General features: G+C 60.6%; 23 protein-coding genes. 20 read left to right on the top strand and 3 right to left on the bottom strand.

What is annotated here, in order from left to right; translation table 11 throughout:
* Window positions 1-57: 57 nt before the first annotated feature.
* Window positions 58-1722, bottom strand: coding sequence for an electron transfer flavoprotein-ubiquinone oxidoreductase (locus NMB38_RS14115; protein WP_027916304.1), 1665 nt, complete (start codon window positions 1720-1722; stop codon window positions 58-60).
* Window positions 1723-2297: 575 nt separating this feature from the next.
* On the opposite strand from NMB38_RS14115, the gene NMB38_RS14110 reads away from it, so the two are divergent.
* From NMB38_RS14110 to NMB38_RS14070, 9 genes are all read left to right on the top strand, one after another.
* Window positions 2298-3047 carry an electron transfer flavoprotein subunit beta/FixA family protein gene (locus NMB38_RS14110; protein WP_027916303.1) on the top strand — a complete coding sequence of 250 codons (750 nt, stop codon included), beginning with the start codon at window positions 2298-2300 and terminating at the stop codon, window positions 3045-3047.
* Entirely contained in the window at window positions 3048-3977 is a 930-nt protein-coding gene (locus NMB38_RS14105) for an electron transfer flavoprotein subunit alpha/FixB family protein (RefSeq protein ID WP_028686599.1), read from the top strand.
* Between the two features lie 74 nt (window positions 3978-4051).
* Window positions 4052-4873: a substrate-binding periplasmic protein gene (locus NMB38_RS14100; protein WP_027916301.1), complete on the top strand. Its 822-nt coding sequence runs from the start codon at window positions 4052-4054 to the stop codon at window positions 4871-4873.
* Between the two features lie 9 nt (window positions 4874-4882).
* Window positions 4883-5236: a DUF4398 domain-containing protein gene (locus NMB38_RS14095; protein WP_490805914.1), complete on the top strand. Its 354-nt coding sequence runs from the start codon at window positions 4883-4885 to the stop codon at window positions 5234-5236.
* Window positions 5236-6045: an OmpA family protein gene (locus NMB38_RS14090; RefSeq protein ID WP_371259684.1), complete on the top strand. Its 810-nt coding sequence runs from the start codon at window positions 5236-5238 to the stop codon at window positions 6043-6045. Before NMB38_RS14095 ends, NMB38_RS14090 begins: the two co-directional genes overlap by 1 nt.
* A 292-nt stretch (window positions 6046-6337) precedes the next feature.
* The gene (locus tag NMB38_RS14085; RefSeq protein ID WP_027916298.1) at window positions 6338-7780 is read left to right on the top strand and encodes an aminotransferase-like domain-containing protein; all 1443 of its coding nucleotides are present in this window, start codon (window positions 6338-6340) and stop codon (window positions 7778-7780) included.
* A gap of 64 nt (window positions 7781-7844) precedes the next feature.
* On the top strand, window positions 7845-8309 hold the full coding sequence (locus NMB38_RS14080) for a hypothetical protein (protein WP_023533622.1): 465 nt from the start codon (window positions 7845-7847) through the stop codon (window positions 8307-8309).
* 126 nt (window positions 8310-8435) lie between these two features.
* A complete protein-coding gene (locus NMB38_RS14075; RefSeq protein WP_027916297.1) occupies window positions 8436-8690 on the top strand; it encodes a YkgJ family cysteine cluster protein in 255 nt (84 codons plus the stop codon).
* A gap of 33 nt (window positions 8691-8723) precedes the next feature.
* The gene (locus tag NMB38_RS14070; RefSeq protein WP_027916296.1) at window positions 8724-9329 is read left to right on the top strand and encodes an START domain-containing protein; all 606 of its coding nucleotides are present in this window, start codon (window positions 8724-8726) and stop codon (window positions 9327-9329) included.
* A gap of 108 nt (window positions 9330-9437) precedes the next feature.
* Here the strand turns inward: NMB38_RS14070 and gltA are convergent, their stop codons facing one another.
* Window positions 9438-10727 (bottom strand): citrate synthase, encoded by a 1290-nt coding sequence (gene gltA / locus NMB38_RS14065; protein ID WP_023533602.1) that lies wholly within the window; start codon window positions 10725-10727, stop codon window positions 9438-9440.
* A 352-nt stretch (window positions 10728-11079) separates the two neighbouring features.
* Here gltA and sdhC point away from each other — a divergent pair, with 352 nt between their 5' ends.
* From sdhC to NMB38_RS14010, 11 genes are all read left to right on the top strand, one after another.
* A complete protein-coding gene (sdhC, locus tag NMB38_RS14060) occupies window positions 11080-11466 on the top strand; it encodes a succinate dehydrogenase, cytochrome b556 subunit (RefSeq protein WP_088523617.1) in 387 nt (128 codons plus the stop codon).
* Window positions 11460-11828, top strand: a complete 369-nt coding sequence (sdhD, locus tag NMB38_RS14055; RefSeq protein ID WP_023533603.1) for a succinate dehydrogenase, hydrophobic membrane anchor protein — start codon at window positions 11460-11462, stop codon at window positions 11826-11828. The genes sdhC and sdhD overlap by 7 nt, the downstream gene beginning before the upstream one ends.
* 3 nt (window positions 11829-11831) lie before the next feature.
* The gene (sdhA, locus tag NMB38_RS14050) at window positions 11832-13604 is read left to right on the top strand and encodes a succinate dehydrogenase flavoprotein subunit (protein WP_023533625.1); all 1773 of its coding nucleotides are present in this window, start codon (window positions 11832-11834) and stop codon (window positions 13602-13604) included.
* Window positions 13605-13615: 11 nt separating this feature from the next.
* Window positions 13616-14320 carry a succinate dehydrogenase iron-sulfur subunit gene (locus NMB38_RS14045; protein WP_023533615.1) on the top strand — a complete coding sequence of 235 codons (705 nt, stop codon included), beginning with the start codon at window positions 13616-13618 and terminating at the stop codon, window positions 14318-14320.
* A gap of 238 nt (window positions 14321-14558) precedes the next feature.
* Window positions 14559-17390, top strand: coding sequence for a 2-oxoglutarate dehydrogenase E1 component (locus NMB38_RS14040; RefSeq protein ID WP_023533567.1), 2832 nt, complete (start codon window positions 14559-14561; stop codon window positions 17388-17390).
* A 42-nt stretch (window positions 17391-17432) separates the two neighbouring features.
* Entirely contained in the window at window positions 17433-18653 is a 1221-nt protein-coding gene (gene odhB, locus NMB38_RS14035) for a 2-oxoglutarate dehydrogenase complex dihydrolipoyllysine-residue succinyltransferase (RefSeq protein ID WP_027916295.1), read from the top strand.
* Window positions 18654-18747: 94 nt separating this feature from the next.
* A complete protein-coding gene (gene lpdA / locus NMB38_RS14030) occupies window positions 18748-20184 on the top strand; it encodes a dihydrolipoyl dehydrogenase (protein WP_027916294.1) in 1437 nt (478 codons plus the stop codon).
* 172 nt (window positions 20185-20356) lie between these two features.
* Entirely contained in the window at window positions 20357-21523 is a 1167-nt protein-coding gene (gene sucC / locus NMB38_RS14025) for an ADP-forming succinate--CoA ligase subunit beta (RefSeq protein ID WP_023533614.1), read from the top strand.
* Complete coding sequence (gene sucD / locus NMB38_RS14020) at window positions 21523-22407, top strand: succinate--CoA ligase subunit alpha (RefSeq protein ID WP_004376004.1); 885 nt, start codon at window positions 21523-21525, stop codon at window positions 22405-22407. The genes sucC and sucD overlap by 1 nt, the downstream gene beginning before the upstream one ends.
* A gap of 406 nt (window positions 22408-22813) precedes the next feature.
* Window positions 22814-24127, top strand: coding sequence for a branched-chain amino acid transport system II carrier protein (brnQ, locus tag NMB38_RS14015; protein ID WP_027916293.1), 1314 nt, complete (start codon window positions 22814-22816; stop codon window positions 24125-24127).
* Window positions 24128-24363: 236 nt separating this feature from the next.
* Window positions 24364-25113 carry a DUF599 domain-containing protein gene (locus NMB38_RS14010; protein WP_028686596.1) on the top strand — a complete coding sequence of 250 codons (750 nt, stop codon included), beginning with the start codon at window positions 24364-24366 and terminating at the stop codon, window positions 25111-25113.
* Window positions 25114-25179: 66 nt separating this feature from the next.
* Here the strand turns inward: NMB38_RS14010 and NMB38_RS14005 are convergent, their stop codons facing one another.
* Window positions 25180-25455, bottom strand: coding sequence for a hypothetical protein (locus NMB38_RS14005; RefSeq protein WP_027916291.1), 276 nt, complete (start codon window positions 25453-25455; stop codon window positions 25180-25182).
* Between the last annotated feature and the right edge of the window lie 207 nt (window positions 25456-25662).

The raw sequence follows: 25662 nt of genomic DNA, 5'->3' as shown, positions 1-25662 counted from the left end.
AAAAAGCCCCCGGTTCTTTCGAACCGGGGGCTTTTTGTATCGTGCAGAGCGAGGTGACTACATGTTCGGGTAGTTGGGCCCGCCAGCGCCTTCAGGCGTGACCCAAGTGATGTTCTGGGCCGGGTCCTTGATGTCGCACGTCTTGCAGTGCACGCAGTTCTGCGCGTTGATCTGGAAGCGCTTGCTGCCATCTTCCTGGGTGACCACTTCGTAGACGCCTGCCGGGCAATAGCGCTGGGCAGGTTCGTCATAAAGCGGCAGGTTGCTGGCGATCGGAATGCTCGGGTCGGCCAGCTTCAGGTGGCAGGGTTGCTCTTCTTCATGGTTGGTGCTGGACAGGAAGACCGAGCTGAGCTTGTCGAAGCTGAGCTTGCCGTCGGGCTTGGGGTACTCGATCTTTTGCGAGTCCGCGGCCAGCTTCAGGCAGGCATAGTCGGGCTTGGTGTCGCGCAGCGTGAAGGGCAGCTTGCCGGCGAACCAGTTCTGGTCGATGTAGTTGAACGCAGCACCGAGCAACGGGCCGAACTTGTGCATGGCCGGGCCGAAGTTGCGGCTGGCGAACAGCTCCTCATGCAGCCAGCTGGCCTTGAAGGCACTGACATAGCTGTCGAGCTGGTCACCGCCCTCACTGCCGGCGATCAGGGCGTCAGCGACGGCCTCTGCGGCGAGCATGCCCGACTTCATGGCCGTATGGCTGCCCTTGATCTTGGCCACGTTCATGGTACCCAGGTCGCAACCGATCAGGGCGCCACCCTTGAACACCATCTTGGGCAGCGAGTTGATGCCGCCCTTGGCCAGGGCGCGGGCACCGTAGCTGATGCGTTTGCCGCCTTCGAGGTACTGGCTGATCACCGGGTGGTGTTTCAGGCGCTGGAACTCGTCGAAGGGCGACAGGTAGGGGTTGGCGTAGGACAGGTCGACGATCAGCCCGACCACCACCTGGTTGTTCTCCAGGTGGTAAAGGAACGAGCCACCGGTGTTGTCTTTGGCCATGACGTCCAGCGGCCAGCCGGCGGTGTGCACCACCAAGCCTTGCTGGTGCTTGGCTGGGTCGATTTCCCACAGCTCTTTGAGCCCGATGCCGTAGTGCTGTACGTCCGAATCGCTATCAAGCTTGAAGCGCTTGATCAGTTGCTTGCCGATATGGCCACGGCAGCCTTCGGCGAACAAGGTGTATTTGGCGCGCAGTTCCATGCCCGGCGTGTACAAACCGTCTTTGGGCTGGCCTTCGCGATCGACACCCAAGTCGCCTGTGACGATGCCGCGTACGACGCCGTCCTCGTCAAACAGCGCTTCCTGGGCTGCGAAGCCTGGGTAGATCTCGACACCCAGGTTCTCGGCCTGCTGGGCCAGCCAGCGGCACAGGTTGCCCAGCGAGATGATGTAGTTGCCCTGGTTGTGCATGGTCTTGGGCACGAACAGGTCAGGCACCTTGGTGGCGCTGCCGGCATCCTTGAGCACGTAGATGTCGTCACGCTTGACCTCGGTGTTCAGCGGCGCGCCCAGCGCCTTCCAGTCCGGGAACAGCTCGTTCAGGGCGCGTGGCTCGAACACGGCGCCGGAGAGAATATGGGCACCGACTTCGGAGCCTTTTTCCACCACGCAGACGCTGATTTCGCTACCGGCTTCGGCGGCCTTCTGCTTCAGGCGGCAGGCGGCGGACAGACCCGCCGGGCCGGCGCCGACGATGACCACGTCGAATTCCATGTATTCGCGTTCCACAGGTTCTCTCCTACTCATCAAGGCTCATAGCTGTTGCTTTGTCTTATGGGTGCGCGGGCATTCGCAGCGGTGGCGAGGCCACCAGGTTGTAGCTGGGCAAATGACGAACTACACCGTTTTGTCTTGGACGCGCATTATATCTACACCACTTGACCGGTCCAATACAAACGTTTGTTTGAATTTGCCGCAGCCCAGTAAAATCAAAGGTACGCGGCTGGAAGGTGACCGATTTGCCGTATTGACCGGATGGGGTGATACGGTCAAGATACGAGCGGTTTTACGTTCGCCGTAGGCATGCAGCCGGGCGCAGGTACACCTCTAAAGACCAGGTGTGGAGCAGGGTTTTCAAGCGTTCAAGCGGTTTGTAGTGAAGTCTACACGCCACGACAGCAAATGGCCCGCGTGCATTTTTGCCCCAGGCATGTGCACAGGACTGATGGGTCGGGGCGCGCTTGGTTGCGGTCACCATGAAAACTTCGTCTGCGGCTCGTTTCCAGAGGTGCCCTTGTACCCACGCGTATCGCAGGGCCTAGTCCCAGGCGACTATCTATTCACCGGAGAGTAACGAGGAATCCATGAAGGTTCTTGTAGCTGTCAAACGAGTGGTCGACTACAACGTCAAGGTTCGCGTCAAGGCGGACAACTCCGGCGTCGACCTTGCTAACGTCAAGATGTCCATGAACCCCTTCTGCGAAATTGCCGTGGAAGAGGCCGTTCGCCTGAAGGAAAAAGGCGTTGCGACCGAGATCGTGGTCGTATCCGTCGGCCCGACTACCGCCCAGGAGCAGTTGCGTACCGCCCTGGCGCTGGGTGCCGACCGCGCCATCCTGGTCGAAGCAGCCGACGAGCTGAACTCCCTGGCAGTGGCCAAGGCGCTCAAGGCCGTGGTCGACAAGGAGCAGCCGCAGCTGGTCATTCTCGGCAAGCAGGCCATCGACAGTGACAACAACCAGACCGGCCAGATGCTCGCCGCACTGACCGGTTACGCCCAGGGCACCTTCGCGTCCAAGGTCGAAGTCGCTGGCGACAAGCTCAACGTCACCCGTGAAATCGACGGCGGCCTGCAAACCGTCGCGCTCAACCTGCCGGCCATCGTCACCACCGACCTGCGCCTGAACGAGCCGCGCTACGCGTCGTTGCCCAACATCATGAAGGCCAAGAAGAAGCCGCTCGAGACCCTGACGCCAGATGCGCTGGGCGTTTCCCTGGTCTCTACCAACAAGACCCTGAAAGTCGAAGCACCCGCTGCCCGTGGCGCTGGCATCAAGGTCAAATCGGTGGCCGAACTGGTCGAGAAGCTGAAGAACGAAGCGAAGGTAATCTAAATGACTATCCTGGTTGTCGCTGAATACGAGAACGGTGCCGTAGCACCGTCCACCCTCAATACCGTTGCTGCCGCCGCCAAGATCGGTGGTGACGTGCACGTACTGGTCGCCGGTCAGAACGTAGGTGCCATTGGCGAATCCGCCGCCAAGATCGCTGGCGTGGCCAAGGTGCTGGTCGCCGATAATGCCGCCTACGCCCATGCGCTGCCCGAAAACGTTGCGCCGTTGATCGTCGAGCTTGCCCAGGGCTACAGCCACGTGCTGGCCCCGGCCACTACCAATGGCAAGAACACCCTGCCGCGCGTTGCAGCGCTGCTGGACGTCGATCAGATCTCCGAAATCATCTCGGTCGAATCTGCCGACACCTTCAAGCGCCCGATCTACGCGGGTAACGCCATCGCTACCGTGCAATCGAGCGCCAGCGTGAAGGTCATCACCGTGCGCACCACCGGTTTCGATGCCGTGGCCGCCGAAGGTGGCACTGCCGCTGTCGAGGCGGTGGGTGCTGCCCACGATGCTGGCATTTCGGCGTTCGTTTCCGAAGAGCTGGCCAAGTCCGATCGTCCTGAGCTGACCGCTGCCAAAATCGTCGTTTCCGGCGGTCGCGGCATGGGTAACGGCGATAACTTCAGCCACCTGTATAGCTTGGCCGACAAGCTTGGCGCCGCTGTTGGCGCATCCCGTGCGGCCGTCGATGCGGGCTTTGTGCCCAACGACATGCAGGTCGGCCAGACCGGCAAGATCGTCGCCCCGCAGTTGTACATCGCCGTGGGTATCTCGGGCGCCATCCAGCACCTGGCCGGGATGAAGGATTCCAAGGTGATCGTGGCGATCAACAAGGACGAAGAGGCACCGATTTTCCAGGTGGCCGACTACGGCCTGGTTGCCGACCTGTTCGAAGCCGTGCCGGAGCTGGAAAAGCTGGTCTGATCCGCTGGCTTCACTTATAAAGAACCCGGCCCTCTCGTTGAGGGCCGGGTTTTTTTATGGTCGAGGAGTGTGGGATGAGGTTGCGTGCAATGGGCAGGGTGCTGGCCTGCATGACAGTTCTGGTATCGCCGCTGGCGATGGCGGCAGGCAAGTGCGAACGCCTGGTGGCCACCGGCAGCCCCGACGCGCCGCCTTACTCGTGGCAGGACCCCAAAGACCCCAAGCACTTGATTGGCGCCAACGTCGACCTGCTGCGCCACGTGGCGAGCGAGCTGGGAATCAAGGTGGAAGTGCTCAACGCGGGTAGGCGCGACCAGGCCCTTGAGGAAGTGCGCAGCGGTCGCATGGACCTGCTGCTCGATGCGCCGCTGCAAGTGGAGCAATTGACGTCACTGGACTACATCCACCCGCCGCTGCAGCTCAACGAGTACCTGGTATGGACGCGGCACGATGCCGAGTTGACCTTCGATGGCCCAGCTGACCTTGCGCGTTATCGGGGCAGTCTGTCGGAACGGGCGCGCTTGACCCCTGCCTTTACCGCGTTCGCCAAAGACCAGTTGAAACCGGTGATGGCGCAGAACCTGACCCAGGCCTTTCAAAAGTTGGTACTCGGCCAGGTGGACTATGTGCTGGCCGGTCGCTATTCGGGCATGGCCATGGTCCAGAGCCTGGGCATGAACGATGCCCTGATTGCCCGCGGCCTACCCGTGGACCGACCTGGGCTGTACTTGGCGCTGTCCCATGACTCGGCGTGCAATGACAGTTGGCTGCGTGGGCATTTGGCGAAAAAGCTGACAGAATTGCCCATCTCCGGTACGTCCGATGCTGTGCTGCAGGCCAATCTCGAGCGCTGGAAGGCTCAATTGCAGGTGCAGGGCGACGCCCCCAAACACTAGGAAGATCGCGTGAAAACCCAACCTTTGATCCTTGCCATGGCCATGTTTGCCCTGGCTGGCTGCGCCAATGACCCTGCCCCGGATGAGCAGATGCGCCTTTCCGAGCAGGCCCTGGAACAAGCGAAAGCGGTTGGTGCTACCGACCAGGTCGAAGCGTTCAAGCTGGCCGAAGACAAACTGGGACGTGCTCGTGCAAACATGCTCACACAAGACTTTCGCGACGCTCGCATGCGCGCCGAACAGGCTGAGCTCGATGCTCGGCTGGCCGAGGCCCAGGTGTTGAACCAAAAGAGTGATGAGCAGTTGCAATTGCTGCAATCGAGGATCAAGCGCTTGCGCAAGCAGCTGGAGGTGCAGCCATGATGGCGCGTGGTTCTATCACGGCACTGACAGTGCTGGCCCTTGCAGCAGGCCTGACCGGTTGCGCCAGCCAGCGCAGCACGGCCGCGCTGGATCAAGCCGCTGCCAGCTTCCAGAAGGTCAAGGATGACTCGGATGTGCTGCGCAGCGCGCCGCGTGATGTGATTCGCGCCGGCGAGTCGCTGTCCCGTGCAGAGCGTTTGTCCAGCTACATGGGTACCGGTGCCGATGTACGCCATTACGCCTACCTCAGTCAACGCTACAGCGAAATCGCCAGTGAGCACGCCAAGCTTGCGCTGAATCAGGAGCGCCAGGCCAAGCTCGACCTGGAACGCCAACGGCTGCAACTGGCGCTGCGCGAGGCCAAGCTGGCCAGCGTGCAGCAGCAGGGCAAATGGGTCGAGTCGCAGATCGTCGCCCTGGCGTCTGAGCAGCCCGACCGTGGTCTGGTCATGACGCTGGGTGATGTATTGTTCGATACCGGCAGCGCCGATCTCAAGAACTCGGCCAGCCGGACGGTGCTCAAGCTCGTGCAGTTCCTTCAGCTCAACCCCCGCCGGATAGTGCGCATCGAAGGCTATACCGACAGCACGGGGACGCCCGAAGAGAATCTCAAGCTGTCCCGCGACCGGGCGCAGGCCGTGGCCGATATGCTGGCCGACTTGGGCATCGATGAAAAGCGAATGCAGGTGGAGGGCTACGGTGACCAGTACCCGGTTGAAGTCAACGCCTCGGAGCGGGGCAGGGCGCAAAATCGACGGGTCGAGATCGTGTTTTCCGACGACAAGGGCAAGCTTGCGCCGGCACGCTGACGGCTGATAGCAGGCTCGGGCAGTGGCCCATGCTGGCCGTCGAAACGGGCGGTGCATGGCAGCTGCTGCCTCTGCGCCTGAGTGACTCATGGGCACTCGCCACCTGTTGGGTAGGTTCAAGATCAGCCTACCTGTGCACCGCACGCACGCGGGCGCTGCAAATCGCTTCCAAGCAAGTGTACCGTTGACTATCCTGTCATCTGTCCCAGTACACTTTGCAACTGTTCCGGTATCCTGAGCCGCAGTGAGCGACACAAGAATAATGAGCCTGTCCGCGCGTCGAGATCCAGCCATGACCAATCTGCTGTTGTACCAGCGTATCGCCCAGCAACTGGCCGAAGACATCCGGCGCGGTGTCTACCAGCCCGGGGAACGGGTGCCTTCGGTGCGCAAGATGAGTGCCCAGCTCAATGTCAGCCATGCCACCGTCCTGCAAGCGTATGCCAACCTGGAAGACCAGGGGTTGATTCGAGCGCGTCCCCAGTCTGGCTACTATGTGCACCAGACTCCGGCGCTCACGGCGCCCACGCCGGACATCGCGCGCGTGGAGCGTCCCGGTCTGGTGACCCGGGCCAGCATCATCCAGCAGGTACTGACCGAAGCGCGCCGCGATGGCGTATTCGCCTTCGGCGCGGCCGTACCGCACGTCGACTATCTGCCGGTGCGTGCCCTGCACCAGCAACTGGCCAAAGTGACGCGCTTTCACAGCCCGCGTGCTTTCAGCTACATGTTCAGCCCAGGCTTCGAACCTCTGCGTCGGCAGATCGCCATTCGCATGCGCGACGCTGGTGTGCTGGTCGACCCGCAGGAGGTAATCGTCACCCATGGCTGTGTCGATGCCTTGCAAATGTCGCTGCGCGTGCTCACCAAGCCCGGCGACCTGATTGCGGCCGAGTCGCCGACCTACTACGGTCTGTTGCAGCTGGCGGACTTGCTCGGATTGAAAGTGATCGAGATCCCCAGCGACCCCTCGACCGGCATCAGCCTCGAGGCCTTGCAACTGGCCGCCAATCAATGGTCCATCAAGGCATTGGTGTTGACCGCACGGTTGAGCAACCCGCTAGGGGGTACCATTCCCGAGGAGCGGCAAAAGCAGTTGCTGCGCCTGGCATCGGACTACGACATCCAGATCGTCGAAGATGACATCTATGGCGAGTTGATGTTCGAGCAGGGCAAGACCAAGGCCTTGAAGGCCTTCGACCGGCTGGACAGGGTCATCTACTGCTCAAGCTTCTCCAAGACGCTGTCGCCAGGCGTGCGTGTGGGTTGGATGATTGCTGGCCGTTACCAGGACGAGATCCAGCGCTTGCAGACCTTCACCACCCACTCGGCGTGCAGCGTGACCCAGATGGCGGTGGCGGCATACCTGGAAAACGGGGGTTATGATCGCCACCTTCGCTTCATTCGCCAGGAATACCGCAAGAACCTCAGCGCTTATCAGTTGGCCGTGCAGCAGCACTTTCCAGAGGGCACTCAGATGACTCGCCCAACGGGCGGCTTCATTCTCTGGGTGAGCTTGCCTGGCCGGGTCAATACCCAGGAGCTGCACGTGCGAGCGCTCGAACAGGGGATCAGCATCGCGCCGGGGCTGATTTTCAGCAATACCGAACAGTTCAACCACTGTATCCGCCTGAACTGCGGGATTCCATGGAACAAGGAGGCCGAGCGCGCAGTCATCACCTTGGGACTACTGGCACAACAATTGTGCAGGGAGCCTGCCATCCCACTTTTGTGAGGCTTGCCAGGCGGCTGCGGAACAGGGAGCATACGCATTTTCCATGGGGTTCTGTCCATTTGCCATGAACGCACTGCGCCGGTATCTGTTGGTCTTGTGTCTGCTGCCTGTGGCTTTGCCGGGCAGCCCAGCTCAGGCTGCCCAGCCAGCAAGCCAGGCACAGTCCGCTTCAGGTAAAGCGCAAGTCAAGCCGAAGGCACAGCAAAGTGCTCGCAAAGCAGCCAGCAAGCGTGCCAAGTCGACGCACAAAAAGGTCAGCAAGCAAGTGGCCAAGCCGTTGCCGAAAACCAACCTCGACCTGAGCTTGCCCACCGAGCTGGTCGATAACCTGCAGCCGAACGTTGGTGAACCCTCGCCCATCAGGAAGCGCAAACCGTTGCTACCGCCGCTGTTCGTCGAAAAGTCCGAAGCCGACAGCCCGTTTCAACTCAATGGCCGCTTGATCAGCAACGAAATGCAACTGCAGCTTCGCAATGACAGCCGCCGGGATGTCGAAGGCGCCGCCATCGATTTCGAGTACCGTCAGTAGATGGGAGCTGACCGGCCGGTCAGTGGATTTTCATCAGGGCGGCAATTTCAAACGTCTGTTTGAGCGGTTACTATCCGTGTGTGCCGCCCTATCCCGTACTCTGGAGTCCTGATTCACTTGAATGCCATGAAATGCCGCGAAGGCTGCGGCGCCTGTTGCATCGCGCCATCCATTACTTCAGCCATGCCGCTGATGCCCGAGGGCAAGCCGGCAGGTGTGAGGTGCCTGCACCTGACGCCTGCGAATCTGTGCGACCTGTTCGGCAAACCCGAGCGGCCGGCGGTCTGTGGTGGGTTCAAGGCCGATCCCGAGGTGTGCGGTGCTGACAATGAAGAGGCGATCAGGATTCTTGGCTGGTGGGAGCGGGTAACGGCGGCGTGACAGGCTGGATCTTCGACAACAAGGATAAACATGATGAGATCGTTCAAGCGTATAGCGCTGCTGTGTAGCGTCAGTGTTCTGTTTGCACCTGTTGCCTTGGCTGAAAACTGGCAGGTGGCCAAGGACGAGGAGGGCATCAAGGTGTCCCTCAGTGAAGTGCCGGGCTCCAAATACAAGGCGTACCGAGGCGTGACCGTCATCAAGGCGCCGTTGGCCAAAGTCCAGGCGTTGCAGGAGGATGTGGCCGGGGCTTGTGCCTGGATTCACGAGTGCAAGTTGCAGAAACTGCTCAAGCATGAGGGTGATCAGAGCTGGACCTATACCCAGTTCAATACGCCCTGGCCTGTAACGCCGCGCGACTCCGTGCTGCGTGTCACCACGGTCAAGGGTGCCGATGGCAGCCTTACACGTAACCTCGTCGAAGAGCCTGCCTACGTGCCCGAAGAGAAGGGCTTTGTTCGAGTGGCTATGGTAGACGGTTTCTGGAAGCTGGTGCCCAAGGGTGACAGCACGGAGGTGACGTACCAAGTGCATACCGAGCCAGGCGGGAGTGTGCCGGCGATGATTGCCAACAAGTTCGTCGTGGAAGCCCCGTTCAATACGCTCAAGGCGCTTCGCGCGCGCGCCGAGAAAAACTGAGGTTTTTCTGCTGCATTGGTGAAGGCCGCCTGACTTGAGAGGCGGTCAGCACAGGACCTACGAAAAAGGCTGCCCTAGGGCAGCCTTTTGGCATTTGACGGTGAACGCTTACTTGCGGTCGGTCAGTGCCACGATATCGCGCTTCGCCTCGCCGGTGTACAGCTGGCGCGGGCGGCCGATCTTGTACGGGCTGGAGAGCATTTCCTTCCAGTGCGAGATCCAGCCGACGGTGCGCGCCAGGGCAAAGATCACGGTGAACATGCTGGTTGGAATGCCGATGGCCTTCAGGATGATGCCCGAGTAGAAGTCGACGTTCGGGTACAGCGAGCGCTCGATGAAGTAAGGATCGGTGAGGGCGATCTCTTCCAGGCGCATGGCCAGCTCGAGCTGTGGATCGTTCTTGATGCCCAGTTCGCGCAGAACTTCGTCGCAGGTCTGCTTCATCACAGTGGCGCGCGGGTCGCGGTTCTTGTAGACGCGATGACCGAAGCCCATGAGCTTGAACGGATCGTTCTTGTCCTTGGCCTTGGCGATGAAGGTGTCGATGTTGGACACATCGCCAATCTCATCGAGCATGGTCAGTACCGCTTCGTTGGCGCCGCCGTGGGCCGGGCCCCAGAGTGCCGCGATGCCGGCAGCGATGCAGGCGAACGGGTTGGCACCCGACGAGCCTGCCAGGCGCACGGTGGAGGTGGAGGCGTTCTGCTCGTGGTCGGCGTGGAGGATGAAGATCCGGTCCATCGCCTTTGCCAGCACCGGGCTGATCGGTTTGATCTCGCACGGGGTGTTGAACATCATGTGCAGGAAGTTTTCCGCATATGACAGGTCGTTGCGCGGGTACATCATGGGCTGGCCCATAGAGTACTTGTACACCATCGCGGCCAGGGTCGGCATCTTGGCGACCAGGCGCACCGCGGAGATTTCGCGGTGTTGCGGGTTATTGATGTCCAGGGAGTCGTGGTAGAAGGCCGACAGGGCGCCGACCACACCGCACATCACCGCCATCGGGTGAGCGTCGCGGCGGAAGCCGTTGAAGAACGTCTTGAGCTGTTCGTGAACCATCGTGTGGTTCTTGACGGTGCTGACGAACTGGGCTTTCTGCTCGGCATTGGGCAGTTCGCCGTTGAGCAGCAGGTAGCAGGTCTCGAGGTAGTCGGACTGCTCGGCCAGTTGCTCGATGGGGTAGCCGCGGTGCAGCAAGATACCCTTGTCGCCGTCGATGTAGGTGATCTTCGACTCGCACGAGGCCGTTGCCATGAAACCAGGGTCGAAGGTGAAGTGACCAGTGGCCCCCAACCCGCGGACGTCGATTACATCAGGACCAACCGTGCCGGTTAAAATGGGCAGCTCGACGGGGGCAGTGCCCTCGATGACCAACTGCGCTTTTTTGTCAGCCATGTGGCCTCCTATTAATGCTTGAAATCATCAGACAGACCCCCCACGCAGGGCCCGCACCACTATAGAGGGATAAATTCAGATGTCAATTTGCCTAAAGGCTTGTTGAATCAGCTGTTCAAGCCTGATTTTTCCCGAAATTCTCGCCCGTTTACGCCTTTTGCTCGTTAAAGGCAATGCGCTATTCGGGCTACCCCCTCACGTTGTCATGAGCAGCCTAACTGTCTATACTCGGCACCCGACCGCCAGGGGCTTGCAAGCCCGACCTGCTGGGGGTCGCCGTTCCCTGGGTGGTGGGTACCTGACCAGTACACTTACCAACAACTTTGCCCTGATTCGCTAGGGGCTCTTCAGTGTGAAAAAAGCCGTGAAAAGCCAACGACCTGTAAACCTAGACCTAAGGACCATCAAGCTTCCTGTCACTGCGTACACGTCCATCCTGCACCGTATCTCCGGCGTCATCCTGTTCATCGGCCTTGCCATCATGCTGTATGCACTGGGCAAGTCGCTGGGTTCCGAGGAAGGTTTCGGTGAAGTGAAGGCGTGTCTGACCAGCCCGCTGGCCAAGTTCGTGACCTGGGGCCTGTTGTCCGCCCTGCTTTATCACCTCGTGGCAGGTGTTCGTCACCTGATCATGGACATGGGTGTCGGCGAGACGCTGGAAGGCGGCAAGCTGGGCTCGAAAATCGTGATCGTCATCTCCGTGGTGCTGATCGTTCTGGTGGGAGTTTGGGTATGGTAACCAACGTCACGAACCTGTCGCGTTCGGGCCTCTATGACTGGATGGCGCAGCGCGTCTCGGCGGTCGTTCTCGCGGCTTACTTCATCTTCCTGATCGGCTACGTGGTCGCCCACCCAGGCATCGACTATGCCCAGTGGCATGCCCTGTTCTCCAACAACGCGATGCGGATCTTCAGTCTGCTGGCCCTCGTTGCCCTCGGCGCTCACGCCTGGGTCGGCATGTGGACCATTGCTACCGACTACCTGACGCCTATGTCGTTCGGCAAGTCGGCAACTGCGATTCGTTTCCTGTTCCAGGCGGTATGCGGCGTTGCGATGTTCGCTTACTTCGTCTGGGGTGTGCAGATTCTCTGGGGTATCTGATCCATGGCTAGCATTCCAACCATTTCCTTCGACGCCATCATCATCGGTGGCGGCGGCGCCGGCATGCGCGCAGCGCTGCAACTGGCCCAGGGCGGTCACAAGACTGCCGTGGTCACCAAGGTCTTCCCGACCCGTTCGCACACCGTGTCCGCCCAGGGCGGCATCACCTGCGCCATCGCTTCGGCCGACCCGAACGACGACTGGCGCTGGCACATGTACGATACCGTCAAGGGCTCGGACTACATCGGTGACCAGGACGCTATCGAATACATGTGCCAGGAAGGCCCGGCTGCGGTCTTCGAGCTGGACCACATGGGCCTGCCGTTCTCACGCACCGAAACCGGCCGTATCTACCAGCGTCCGTTCGGTGGCCAGTCCAAGGACTTCGGCAAGGGTGGCCAGGCTGCCCGTACCTGTGCCGCTTCCGACCGTACCGGTCACGCGCTGCTGCACACTCTGTACCAGGGCAACCTGAAAGCCGGTACCACCTTCCTCAACGAGTACTATGCCGTTGACCTGGTGAAGAACCAGGAAGGCGCCTTCGTCGGCGTGATCGCGATCTGCATCGAAACCGGCGAAACCATGTACATCAAGTCCAAGGCCACCGTTCTGGCCACTGGCGGTGCTGGCCGAATCTACGCCTCCACCACCAACGCCCTGATCAATACCGGTGACGGCATCGGCATGGCGCTGCGCGCTGGTGTTCCGGTACAGGACATCGAGATGTGGCAGTTCCACCCGACCGGTATCGCCGGTGCCGGCGTACTGGTTACCGAGGGTTGCCGCGGTGAGGGTGGTTACCTGATCAACGCCCATGGCGAGCGCTTCATGGAGCGCTACGCGCCGAACGCCAAAGACTTGGCCGGCCGCGACGTGGTTGCCCGTTCCATGGTCAAGGAAATCATCGCCGGCAACGGCGTGGGCCCGAACAAGGACCACGTGCTGCTGAAGCTGGACCACCTGGGCGAGGAGGTGCTGCACAGTCGCCTGCCAGGCATCTGCGAACTGTCCAAGACCTTCGCCCATGTCGATCCGGTCGTCGCGCCAGTGCCGGTCGTTCCAACCTGCCACTACATGATGGGCGGCGTTGCCACCAACATTCATGGCCAAGCCATCACCATGGACGAAGAAGGCAAGGATCACATCATCCCTGGCCTGTTCGCCGTAGGTGAAGTGGCGTGCGTATCGGTTCACGGTGCCAACCGCCTGGGTGGCAACTCCCTGCTCGACCTGGTGGTGTTCGGCCGTGCTGCCGGCCTGCACCTGGAGAAGGCACTGAGCGACGGCATCGAGCACCTCGACGCCAGCGACACCGACATCGACGTTGCCCTCAATCGCCTGAACAAGCTCAACGAGCGCTCCACCGGCGAAGACGTTGCCAGCCTCAAGCGCGAATTGCAGAGCTGCATGCAGAACTACTTCGGCGTATTCCGTACCGGCGAGTACATGCTCAAGGGTATCGAGCAGCTGGCTGGCCTGCGTGAGCGTATCGCCAACGTCAAGATCAACGACAAGTCCCAGGCCTTCAACACCGCGCGTATCGAAGCGCTGGAGCTGCAGAACCTGCTGGAAGTTGCCGAAGCTACCGCCATCGCGGCCGAAGCCCGTAAAGAGTCGCGCGGCGCTCACGCCCGTGAAGACTTCGAAGACCGTGACGACGAGAACTGGCTGTGCCACACCCTGTACTACCCGGGTGTCAAGCGCGTTGCCAAGCGTGGCGTCAACTTTGCGCCGAAGACCGTGCCGGCCTTCGAACCAAAAATCCGGACCTACTAAGGGTGGCTGCTATGTTGAAAGTCGAAGTTTATCGCTACAACCCCGACACCGACGCGGCCCCCAAGATGGAGTCGTTCGACGTCGATACCGGCGGCAAGGACCTGATGGTTCTGGATGTATTGGCGCTGATCAAGGAAAAGGACGAGGGCTTCTCGTACCGTCGCTCCTGCCGTGAAGGCGTGTGCGGCTCCGATGGCATGAACATGAACGGCAAGAACGGCCTGGCCTGCATCACTCCGTTGTCGGGCGTGGTCAAGGGCAACAAGCTGGTACTGCGTCCGTTGCCTGGTCTGCCGGTCATTCGTGACCTGGTCGTGGACATGAGCATCTTCTACAAGCAGTACGAGAAGGTGAAGCCGTTCCTGCAGAACGATACGCCGCCTCCGGCCATCGAACGTCTGCAGTCGCCGGAAGACCGTGACAAGCTGGACGGCCTGTACGAGTGCATCCTGTGCGCGTGCTGCTCCACGTCCTGCCCGTCGTTCTGGTGGAACCCGGACAAGTTCCTGGGCCCCGCCGCGCTGTTGCAAGCCTACCGCTTCCTGGCCGACAGCCGTGACACCAAGACCCAGGAGCGCCTGGCGTCCCTGGATGACCCGTTCAGCGTATTCCGCTGCCGCGGGATCATGAACTGCGTCAACGTTTGCCCTAAAGGTCTCAATCCGACCAAGGCAATCGGCCACGTACGTAACATGCTGCTGCAAAGCGGCACCTGATAGACGTTGTACCTGCAGTACGCCGACGCGCGGGTGTAACGCCCGCGCCGAGGTAAAACCCGAACGGGGCTCACAAAGCCCCTGTTCATTACCTATGAAGATGAGACCAGCAGGGGCTTTCCGGGCTGGTACCCGGAAAATCAGCAGGATCCAGGTGGCGTGGTTCAGTCGCTGTTTTCGGACCGTTCCAGGTTTCATGGCTCTCGCCGATCAGTCCCCTAATCGAGGGTGACCAAGCATGCAAGAAAGCGTGATGCAGCGCATGTGGGAAAGCGCCCACCTTTCAGGTGGTAACGCTGCATATGTGGAAGAGCTCTACGAACTCTACCTGCACGACCCTAACGCTGTGCCAGAAGAGTGGCGCACCTACTTCCAGAAGTTGCCCGCCGACGGCAGCACCGCTACCGACGTATCGCACTCCACGATCCGCGATCATTTCGTACTGCTGGCAAAGAACCAGCGCCGCGCCCAGCCGGTATCTGCCGGGAGCGTGAGCAGTGAACACGAGAAGAAGCAGGTTGAAGTGCTGCGACTGATCCAGGCCTATCGTATGCGCGGCCATCAGGCTGCCAAGCTTGACCCCTTGGGGTTGTGGCAGCGCCCTGCGCCCGTAGACCTGTCGATCAACCACTACGGCTTGACCAATGCCGATCTTGATACGACCTTCCGTGCCGGCGACCTGTTCATCGGCAAAGAGGAGGCGAGCCTACGCGACATCCTCGATGCGCTCCAGAAGACATATTGTCGCACCATTGGCGCCGAGTTCACCCACATCGTCGATTCCGAGCAGCGCAGCTGGTTCCAGCAGCGCCTGGAAAGCGTGCGTGGCCGTCCTGAATTCTCCGCCGACGTGCAGTCCCACCTGCTCGAGCGCGTCACCGCAGGCGAAGGTCTGGAGAAATACCTGGGCACCAAGTACCCAGGCACCAAGCGTTTCGGCCTGGAAGGTGGCGAAAGCCTGATCCCGATGCTGGACGAGATGATTCAGCGCTCCGGCTCCTACGGCACCAAGGAAGTCGTCATCGGGATGGCCCACCGTGGTCGCCTGAACGTGCTGGTCAATACCTTCGGCAAGAACCCGCGCGAGCTGTTCGACGAGTTCGAAGGCAAGAAGATGAACGAGCTGGGCTCCGGTGACGTGAAGTATCACCAGGGCTTCTCTTCGAACGTGATGACCCCGGGTGGCGAAGTCCACCTGGCCATGGCGTTCAACCCGTCCCACCTTGAAATCGTGTCGCCTGTGGTCGAAGGCTCGGTGCGCGCCCGTCAGGACCGCCGCAACGACAGCGTCGGCGACAAGGTGCTGCCTATCTCCATCCACGGCGATGCGGCCTTCGCAGGCCAGGGCGTGGTGATGGAAACCTTCCAGATGTCGCAGACCCGCGGTTTCAAGACCGGCGGTACCGTGCACATCGTGATCAACAACCAGGTCGGCTTCACCATCAGTAACCCGCTCGATGCGCGCTCGACCGAGTACGCCACCGACGTGGCCAAGATGATTCAGGCGCCGATCCTGCACGTCAATGGCGACGACCCGGAAGCCGTGTTGTTCGTCACCCAGCTGGCCGTCGACTACCGCATGCAGTTCAAGCGTGACGTGGTCATCGACCTGGTCTGCTACCGTCGCCGCGGTCACAACGAGGCCGACGAGCCCAACGGCACCCAGCCGCTGATGTACCAGCAGATCACCAAGCAGCGCACCACCCGCGAGCTGTACGCAGAAGCCTTGATCCAGGCAGGCCGCATCGATGCCGAGCGCGCCCAGTCCAAGATCGACGACTATCGCAGCGCGCTGGACAACGGTCTGCATGTGGTCAAGAGCCTGGTCAAGGAGCCGAACCGCGAGCTGTTCGTGGACTGGCGCCCCTACCTGGGTCACGCCTGGACGGCTCGCCACGACACCCGCTTCGACCTCAAGACCCTGCAGGAGCTGTCGGCCAAACTGCTGGAGCTGCCCGAAGGTTTCGTGGTCCAGCGTCAGGTCGCCAAGATCTACGAAGATCGCCAGAAGATGCAAGCCGGTGGCCTGCCGATCAACTGGGGCTACGCCGAGACCATGGCTTACGCCACGCTGCAGTTCGAAGGGCACCCGATCCGCATGACCGGCCAGGACATCGGCCGCGGTACCTTCTCCCACCGTCACGCGGTGCTGCACAACCAGAAGGACGCCAGCACCTACGTACCGCTGATGAACCTGTACCCGGGCCAGCCACGCTTCGAACTGTACGACTCCTTCCTGTCCGAAGAAGCGGTACTGGCATTCGAGTACGGCTACTCCACCACCACGCCCAACGCGTTGGTGATCTGGGAAGCCCAGTTCGGCGACTTCGCCAACGGTGCGCAAGTGGTCATCGACCAGTTCATCACCAGTGGCGAGCACAAGTGGGGCCGTTTGTGCGGCCTGACCATGCTGTTGCCTCACGGTTATGAAGGGCAGGGCCCCGAGCACTCCTCGGCACGCCTGGAGCGTTACCTGCAGCTGTGTGCAGAGCAGAACATTCAGGTGTGCGTGCCGACCACGCCGGCGCAGATCTACCACCTGCTGCGTCGTCAGGTCATTCGCCCGCTGCGCAAGCCGCTGATCGTGCTCACGCCCAAGTCGCTGCTGCGTCACAAGCTGGCCGTCTCGACGCTGGAAGATCTGGCGGAAGGTTCGTTCCAGACCGTCATTCCGGAGATCGACACCCTCGATCCAGCCAAGGTCGAGCGCCTGGTGCTGTGCGGTGGCAAGGTCTACTACGACCTGCTGGAAAAACGTCGTGCCGAAGGCCGCGAAGACATTGCGATCGTGCGTATCGAGCAGTTGTATCCGTTCCCGGAAGACGACCTGGTCGAAATCCTGGCACCGTACACCAACCTCAAGCATGCGGTCTGGTGTCAGGAAGAGCCAATGAACCAGGGTGCCTGGTACAGCAGCCAGCACCACATGCGCCGTATCCTGGGCCGCCACAACAAGGCGCTGAACCTGGAATACGCCGGTCGCGAGGCTTCTGCCGCGCCAGCCTGTGGTTACGCTTCCAAGCACGCCGAGCAGCAGGAACGACTGCTGCAAGACGCGTTCACCGTTTAACGCCTTCGCGCATCTGAAACCGAATTTAAGGAAACACTGATAATGGCTATCGAGATCAAAGCCCCAACCTTCCCGGAATCGGTTGCCGACGGCACCGTTGCCACCTGGCACAAGCAGCCAGGCGACGCCGTCAAGCGGGACGAGCTGATCGTCGACATCGAGACCGACAAGGTCGTCCTGGAAGTGCTGGCCACTGCCGACGGCGTGTTGGGTGACATCGTCAAGGGCGAGGGCGACACCGTCCTGTCCGACGAAGTGCTGGGTTCGATCGTGGAAGGCGGCGCTGCTGCCGCTGCACCGGCTGCTGCGCCTGCCCAGGCCGCCGCACCGGCTGCCGCTGCTGCCGACGCCGGTGAAGACGACCCGGTCGCTGCCCCTGCTGCCCGCAAGCTGGCAGAAGAAAATGGCATTGACCTGGCCAGCGTCTCGGGTACCGGTAAAGGCGGTCGCGTGACCAAGGAAGATGTGGTCGCTGCCGTTGCCAACAAGAAGTCGGCGCCTGCCCCGGCGGCCAAGCCTGCCGCAGCTGCAGCGGCACCGGTCGTGACCGCCGCTGGCGATCGTACCGAGAAACGTGTGCCGATGACCCGTCTGCGCGCCAAGATCGCCGAGCGCCTGGTCGAAGCCCAGTCCAACATGGCCATGCTGACCACCTTCAACGAAGTCGACATGACCGAAGTCATGGCCCTGCGTTCGAAGTACAAGGACCTGTTCGAGAAGACCCACAACGGCGTGCGCCTGGGCTTCATGTCGTTCTTCGTCAAGGCTGCGACCGAAGCGCTCAAGCGCTTCCCTGCAGTCAATGCCTCGATCGACGGCAACGACATCGTCTACCATGGTTACGCGGACGTCGGTGTGGCTGTCTCCAGCGACCGTGGTCTGGTGGTTCCGGTACTGCGCAACGCCGAGTCCATGAGCCTGGCCGAAATCGAGAACGGCATCGCCACCTTCGGCAAGAAAGCCCGTGACGGCAAGCTGGCCATCGAAGAAATGACCGGCGGCACCTTCACCATCACCAACGGTGGTACCTTCGGTTCGATGATGTCGACGCCGATCGTCAACCCACCGCAAGCCGCGATCCTGGGCATGCACAACATCATCCAGCGCCCAATGGCCATCAATGGCCAAGTGGTGATTCGCCCGATGATGTACCTGGCACTGTCCTACGATCACCGCCTGATCGACGGCAAGGAAGCGGTAACCTTCCTGGTGACCATCAAGAACCTGCTGGAAGATCCGTCCCGCCTGCTGCTGGACATCTAATCGCGCGGCTGTAAGCTGCGAGCGACAGGCTTCAGATCGAAGCCTGTCTGTCTTGCGGCTTGCAGCGGCCGCTTGAGCTAACAAGGAATCTTTTATGACCCAGAAATTCGACGTGGTAGTGATTGGTGCCGGTCCTGGCGGCTATGTAGCTGCTATCAAGGCCGCCCAACTCGGTCTGAAGACTGCCTGTATCGAGAAGTACACCGACGCCGAGGGCAAGCTGGCCCTGGGCGGCACTTGCCTCAACGTAGGCTGCATTCCTTCCAAGGCGCTGCTGGACAGCTCCTGGAAATACAAGGAAGCCAAAGAGAGCTTCAATGTCCACGGTATCTCCACTGGCGAAGTGAAGATGGACGTACCGGCGATGGTTGGCCGCAAGGCAGGCATCGTCAAGAACCTGACCGGCGGTGTCGCTACCCTGTTCAAGGCCAACGGCGTGACCTCCATCCAGGGCCACGGCAAGCTGCTGGCGGGCAAGAAGGTCGAAGTGACCAAGGCCGACGGCACCAGCGAAGTCATCGAAGCGGATAACGTCATCCTGGCTTCCGGCTCGCGCCCGATCGACATTCCGCCGGCTCCGGTCGACCAGAACGTGATCGTAGACTCCACCGGCGCCCTGGAATTCCAAGCCGTGCCCAAGCGCCTTGGCGTGATCGGCGCTGGCGTGATCGGCCTGGAACTGGGTTCGGTATGGGCGCGTCTGGGCGCGGAAGTGACCGTGCTCGAAGCCCTGGACACCTTCCTGATGGCTGCCGACAGCGCCGTCTCCAAGGAAGCCCAGAAGGTCCTGACCAAGCAGGGCCTGGACATCAAGCTGGGTGCGCGCGTCACCGGTTCCAAGGTGAACGGCGACGAAGTCGAGGTGACCTACACCAACGCCGAAGGCGAGCAGAAGATCACCTTCGACAAGCTGATCGTTGCCGTGGGCCGTCGTCCAGTGACCACCGACCTGCTGGCTGCCGACAGCGGTGTGAACATTGACGAGCGTGGCTACATCTACGTCGATGACCAGTGCGCAACCAGCGTGCCGGGCGTCTACGCCATCGGTGACGTGGTGCGTGGCCTGATGCTGGCGCACAAGGCCTCGGAAGAGGGCATCATGGTCGTCGAGCGCATCAAGGGTCACAAGGCCCAGATGAACTACGATCTGATCCCATCGGTCATCTACACCCACCCGGAAATCGCGTGGGTTGGCAAGACCGAACAGTCCTTGAAGGCCGAGGGTGTTGAGGTTAACGTGGGCACCTTCCCGTTCGCGGCCAGCGGCCGTGCGATGGCAGCCAACGACACCGGTGGTTTCGTCAAGGTCATCGCCGATGCCAAGACCGACCGCGTACTGGGTGTGCACGTGATTGGCCCATCGGCTGCCGAACTGGTACAGCAAGGCGCAATCGCAATGGAATTCGGCACCAGTGCCGAGGACCTGGGCATGATGGTCTTCAGCCATCCAACCCTGTCCGAAGCGTTGCATGAAGCAGCGCTGGCGGTGAATGGCGGTGCCATTCACGTCGCCAACCGTAAGAAGCGTTAATCATAAGAAACCACGGCGGGCTGCCCGTCGTGAGTCTTGCGTGCATGACTCACCGCGGAAAGTCCGCCGGACCGGATCACATGGGATAACCCGGGGTCAACGGTCACAGGTGGTGCGGCGCCAGTGATGGCGCAGCGCCGAAGCGCAGTACCTAACGAAGACGGTAAAAAGCATGAATCTTCACGAGTATCAGGGTAAGCAGCTGTTCGCTGAGTACGGCCTGCCAGTTTCCAAGGGTTTCGCGGTCGACACCCCTGAAGAAGCGGCAGAAGCCTGCGACAAGATCGGCGGGAACGAGTGGGTCGTCAAAGCCCAGGTTCACGCTGGCGGTCGCGGTAAAGCGGGCGGCGTCAAGCTGGTTCGCAGCAAGGAAGACGCCAAGGCGTTCGCTGCACAGTGGTTGGGCAAGAATCTGGTCACCTACCAGACCGATGCCAACGGTCAGCCCGTCTCCAAGATTCTGGTCGAATCCTGCACCGACATCGCCAAAGAGCTGTACCTGGGCGCTGTGGTCGATCGTTCGAGCCGCCGCATCGTGTTCATGGCCTCCACCGAAGGTGGTGTGGACATCGAGAAAGTCGCGCACGACACGCCTGAAAAAATCCTCAAGGCCACTATCGATCCACTGGTCGGCGCTCAGCCGTTCCAAGGTCGTGAGCTGGCGTTCCAGCTGGGTCTGGAAGGCAAGCAAGTTCAACAGTTCGCCAAGATCTTCGTGGGCTTGGCCAAGCTGTTCAAGGATCACGACCTGGCCCTGCTGGAAGTGAACCCGCTGGTGATCAAGGCCGACGGCGACCTGCACTGCCTCGATGCCAAGATCAACATCGATGCCAACGCCATGTACCGTCAGCCGAAGCTGAAAACCTTCCACGACCCGTCCCAGGACGATGCCCGTGAAGCCCACGCTGCCAAGTTCGAACTGAACTACGTTGCCCTGGAAGGCAACATCGGCTGCATGGTCAACGGTGCTGGCCTGGCCATGGGTACCATGGACATCGTCAACCTGCATGGCGGCAAGCCAGCCAACTTCCTCGACGTGGGCGGCGGTGCTACCAAGGAGCGCGTTACCGAAGCGTTCAAGATCATTCTGTCCGACAGCAATGTCGCGGCCGTTCTGGTCAACATCTTCGGCGGCATCGTTCGCTGCGACATGATTGCCGAAGGCATCATCGGTGCGGTGAAGGAAGTCGGCGTCAAGGTTCCGGTCGTCGTTCGCCTTGAAGGCAACAATGCCGAACTGGGCGCTAAAGTACTGGCAGAAAGCGGTTTGAACATCATTGCTGCAACCAGCCTGACCGACGCTGCTCAACAAGTTGTCAAAGCTGCGGAGGGCAAGTAATGAGCGTCCTGATCAATAAAGACACCAAAGTCATCTGCCAGGGCTTCACCGGCTCGCAAGGTACTTTCCACTCCGAACAAGCCATCGCCTACGGCACCAAGATGGTCGGTGGCGTCACCCCAGGCAAGGGTGGCACCACCCACCTGGGCCTGCCGGTGTTCAACACCGTCAAGGAAGCCGTCGAGGCGACCGGCGCCGATGCTTCGGTCATCTACGTACCAGCGCCATTCTGCAAGGACTCCATCCTTGAAGCGGCGTTCGGCGGCATCAAGCTGATCGTGTGCATCACCGAAGGCATCCCGACCCTGGACATGCTGGACGCCAAGGTCAAGTGCGACGAGCTGGGCGTGACCCTGATCGGCCCTAACTGCCCAGGCGTCATCACGCCAGGCGAATGCAAGATCGGCATCATGCCTGGCCACATTCACTTGCCAGGCAAGGTCGGTATCGTGTCGCGCTCCGGCACCCTGACCTACGAAGCTGTCAAGCAGACCACCGACGCCGGCTTCGGTCAGTCGACCTGTGTCGGCATCGGCGGTGACCCGATCCCGGGCTCCAACTTCATCGACATCCTGAAGCTGTTCCAGGAAGACCCGAAGACCGAAGCGATCGTCATGATCGGTGAGATCGGCGGTTCGGCTGAAGAAGAGGCCGCAGCCTACATCAAGGCCAACGTCACCAAGCCTGTCGTTTCCTACATCGCCGGTGTTACCGCACCTGCGGGCAAGCGCATGGGCCACGCTGGCGCCATCATTTCCGGCGGCAAGGGCACTGCAGACGAGAAGTTCGCAGCCCTGCAGGACGCAGGTGTCAAAACCGTGCGTTCGCTGGCCGACATCGGCAAGGCCTTGGCCGAGCTGACCGGTTGGGAAGTGAAGAAGTAATACCGCTGCACCCCCCACGCGCACAAAGGCCACCTTCGGGTGGCCTTTGTCGTATCAGGGGGCTGCTTCATCTGACGAAGATTTGCGCGGCAGGGTAGGGGTAAAGCGATTAGGTTTTTTCGATGGCTGTGATAGGAATTTTCGTACATACGCCGTGTTCAGCCAGCGGATAATACCGATCGTTCCGTTCACGCAGACGACAATGGCGTACGCACATCGGACAACACGCACTGTGCCAGTGCGTTTGAAGGGTAAACCGGTTAATCTACGCGACTATTTTGTGCCCGTGCCCCAAAAGGGAACGACACGCTAAACGGGTCTGGCCTACCAAGCCGGGCAGCATTTCCCTCACCCATGGGGAAATCCCCTCACGAATCCCGATTTCAGCAGTGTGGTACTACCTCAAATGAAAGTTCTTAAAGGCCAGGATATCCTGGCGCTTGGCTTTATGACGTTCGCGCTTTTCGTAGGCGCTGGCAACATCATCTTCCCGCCCATCGTCGGCCTGCAATCCGGCCCGCATGTATGGATGGCTGCGCTGGGCTTTTTGGTCACGGCGGTAGGGCTGCCTGTGATCACCGTGGTCGCCCTGGCCAAGGTAGGCGGCGGCATGGATGCGCTGAGCAGCCCGATTGGCAAGTTCTTCGGTGGCCTGCTGGCAGCCGTTTGCTACCTGTCGGTCGGCCCCTTGTTCGCAACACCGCGTACCGCGACGGTATCGTTTGAAGTGGGTGTGGCGCCGTTGACGGGTGAAAGCCCGCTGGCGTTGTTCATCTACAGCCTGGTCTACTTCATCGTGGTGCTGGCGGTGTCGATGTACCCTGGCAAGCTGCTGGACACCGTGGGTCGGTTCCTGGCACCGCTCAAAATCATCGCGCTGGCCGTGCTTGGCATCGCGGCATTCGCATTGCCAGCGGGCACCATTGGCGAGGCGCAGCCTGCCTATGCTGCTGCTGCGTTCTCCAAGGGCTTCTCCGACGGCTACCTGACCATGGATACGCTCGGGGCGCTGGTATTTGGCATCGTCATCGTCAACGCCATCCGCTCGCGCGGCGTTGAGTCGCCCAAGTTGATCACCCGCTATGCCATCATTGCCGGGCTGATTGCCGGTGTTGGTCTGGCGCTGGTGTACATCAGCCTGTTCCGCCTGGGCGCCGGTAGTCACGAAATCGCGGCAGGGGCCAGCAACGGTGCGGCCGTGCTGCACGCCTATGTGCAACATACCTTCGGCTCGCTGGGCAGCGGCTTCCTGGCCGTGTTGATCGCGCTGGCCTGCCTGGTGACTGCCGTGGGCCTGACCTGCGCGTGTGCCGAGTACTTCAGCCAGATCCTGCCGTTGTCCTACCGCGCACTGGTCGTGATCCTGGCGGGCTTCTCGCTTCTGGTGTCCAACCTGGGGCTTACCAAGCTGATCATGTTCTCGATCCCTGTGCTTACCGCCATCTACCCGCCGTGCATCGTCGTGGTGGGGTTGAGCTTCGTGAACGACCTGTGGAACTCGCCAACGCGCATCCTTGGCCCGGTAATGCTGGTTTCGTTGCTGTTCGGCATGGTCGATGCCGTTAAAGGCAGCAGCATTGCCCACGTGCTCCCGGACTTCATGGCGCACTTGCCGTTGAGCGATCAGGGCCTTGCCTGGCTGGTGCCGTCGGTGGTGACCTTGGTGGGTGCAGTGGTATGCGATCGCATGCTCGGCAAGCCCCGTCAGGCCATGGCATGAGTCGCTAAGCACAAGGTCCGGCATTGGCCACAAGCCATGGGATGCTGGACCCACCGCTTGGCAGCGCAAGCCCCGCATTCGCAAGGATGCGGGGCTTTTGTTCGCATGCACCCTGCCAAACGCCGCAAGCGAACCGCCCTGGAAATTATTCTTCGGAGTTTGCGTGCCTTTTGCGGCTTGCCAGCGACGAAAGACGGTCTTTATGCTTTCGGCACATGGCACCTACGGATCTCTGCATGAACTTCATCCTGAGTAATCTCAATAACCTCATAGCGGCATGCTGGTTCGTGCTGTGCTGGGGCGGTTATACGCGCTATGCCATCTGGAAGGGGCGGGACACTGCATGCCTGGCCAGCGTGCTGCATTTGTATCGCGAGGACTGGATGCGCAGGATGCTGCTGCGTGACAACCGCATTGCCGATGCCAGCGTGATCGGCAACCTGGAACGCAACGCCTCGTTTTTTGCCTCCAGCACCCTGATCATTCTCGCCGGTATCCTGACGGTGCTGGGAGCTTCCGACCGCGCGTTGTCGTTGCTGGCCGACCTGCCGTTGGTACAGCAGGCCTCCCAAGGGATGTCGGAGATCAAGTTGCTGTGCCTGGCCACGGTGTTCGTGTATGCCTTCTTCACGTTCAGCTGGTGTATGCGTCAATACAACTTCGCTGCTGTCTTGGTGGGCTCGGCGCCCATGATCGGCGAGCGCCAGGTCAGCGAACTAGAACGCAAGGCCTTTGCCTTGAGGGCGGCCAGGGTGTTGTCGTTGGCTGCCAACCAATTCAACTTCGGGCTGCGCGCCTATTACTTCGGCATGGCCATGTTGAGCTGGTTTATCAACCCCTGGTTGTTCATGGCGGTAAGTGTAGGGGTCGTGCTGATTCTTTATCGCCGCGAGTTCCACTCGGACGTGCTTGACGTCATGGTATTCACCCCCACCGAAAGTTCGACAGGTGAGGTGCATGCCTCCCAGTCCACTGTGCCTAACTGAAACGATTAGTCCATGAATGACAGGCATAAAAAAACCCGACATTGTCGGGTTTTTTGATCGGTTCGATTACTGCTTGGCAGGATCGGCCGGAGTCGTGGTGGTTGCTGGAGTGGCTGGGGAAGCCTCTTCGGCAGCCTTACGATTGGCTTCGGCCTGGTCTTGGGCAGCTTCGGCGTTTTCCTTGGCAGCGTCGTTCATCTTGTCCTGTGCGTCACCCATCTTCTCCTGGGCTTCTTCACGGTGTTCTTGTGCGTCTTGGGCTTTGTCTTCGCTCGCTTTATCGCAAGCAGCCAGGCCCATGGCAGCAGCCAGCATCAGAGCAAAAGCAAATGGTTTACGCATGAGGGTGTCTCTCCTTGGTGGAATAAGTTGACTTGATGCTTCGAGTCGGGGCCTGCTGGATTAGTTCCACCGTCAGTACACAGATATTAAATATCTTGAAACTGAACTTCCGGCCCTGGCGAGTGTTTCGCACTAAGGCGGGTTGTCCGTTGCGGGCAACTGCCACTTAGCCGGTATCACAATGTACGCGAGGTACGAACATGCATG

The sequence above is a fragment of the Pseudomonas sp. FBCC-B35 genome (genome assembly GCF_059133755.1).
This window is presented reverse-complemented; position numbering and strand designations above follow the sequence as displayed.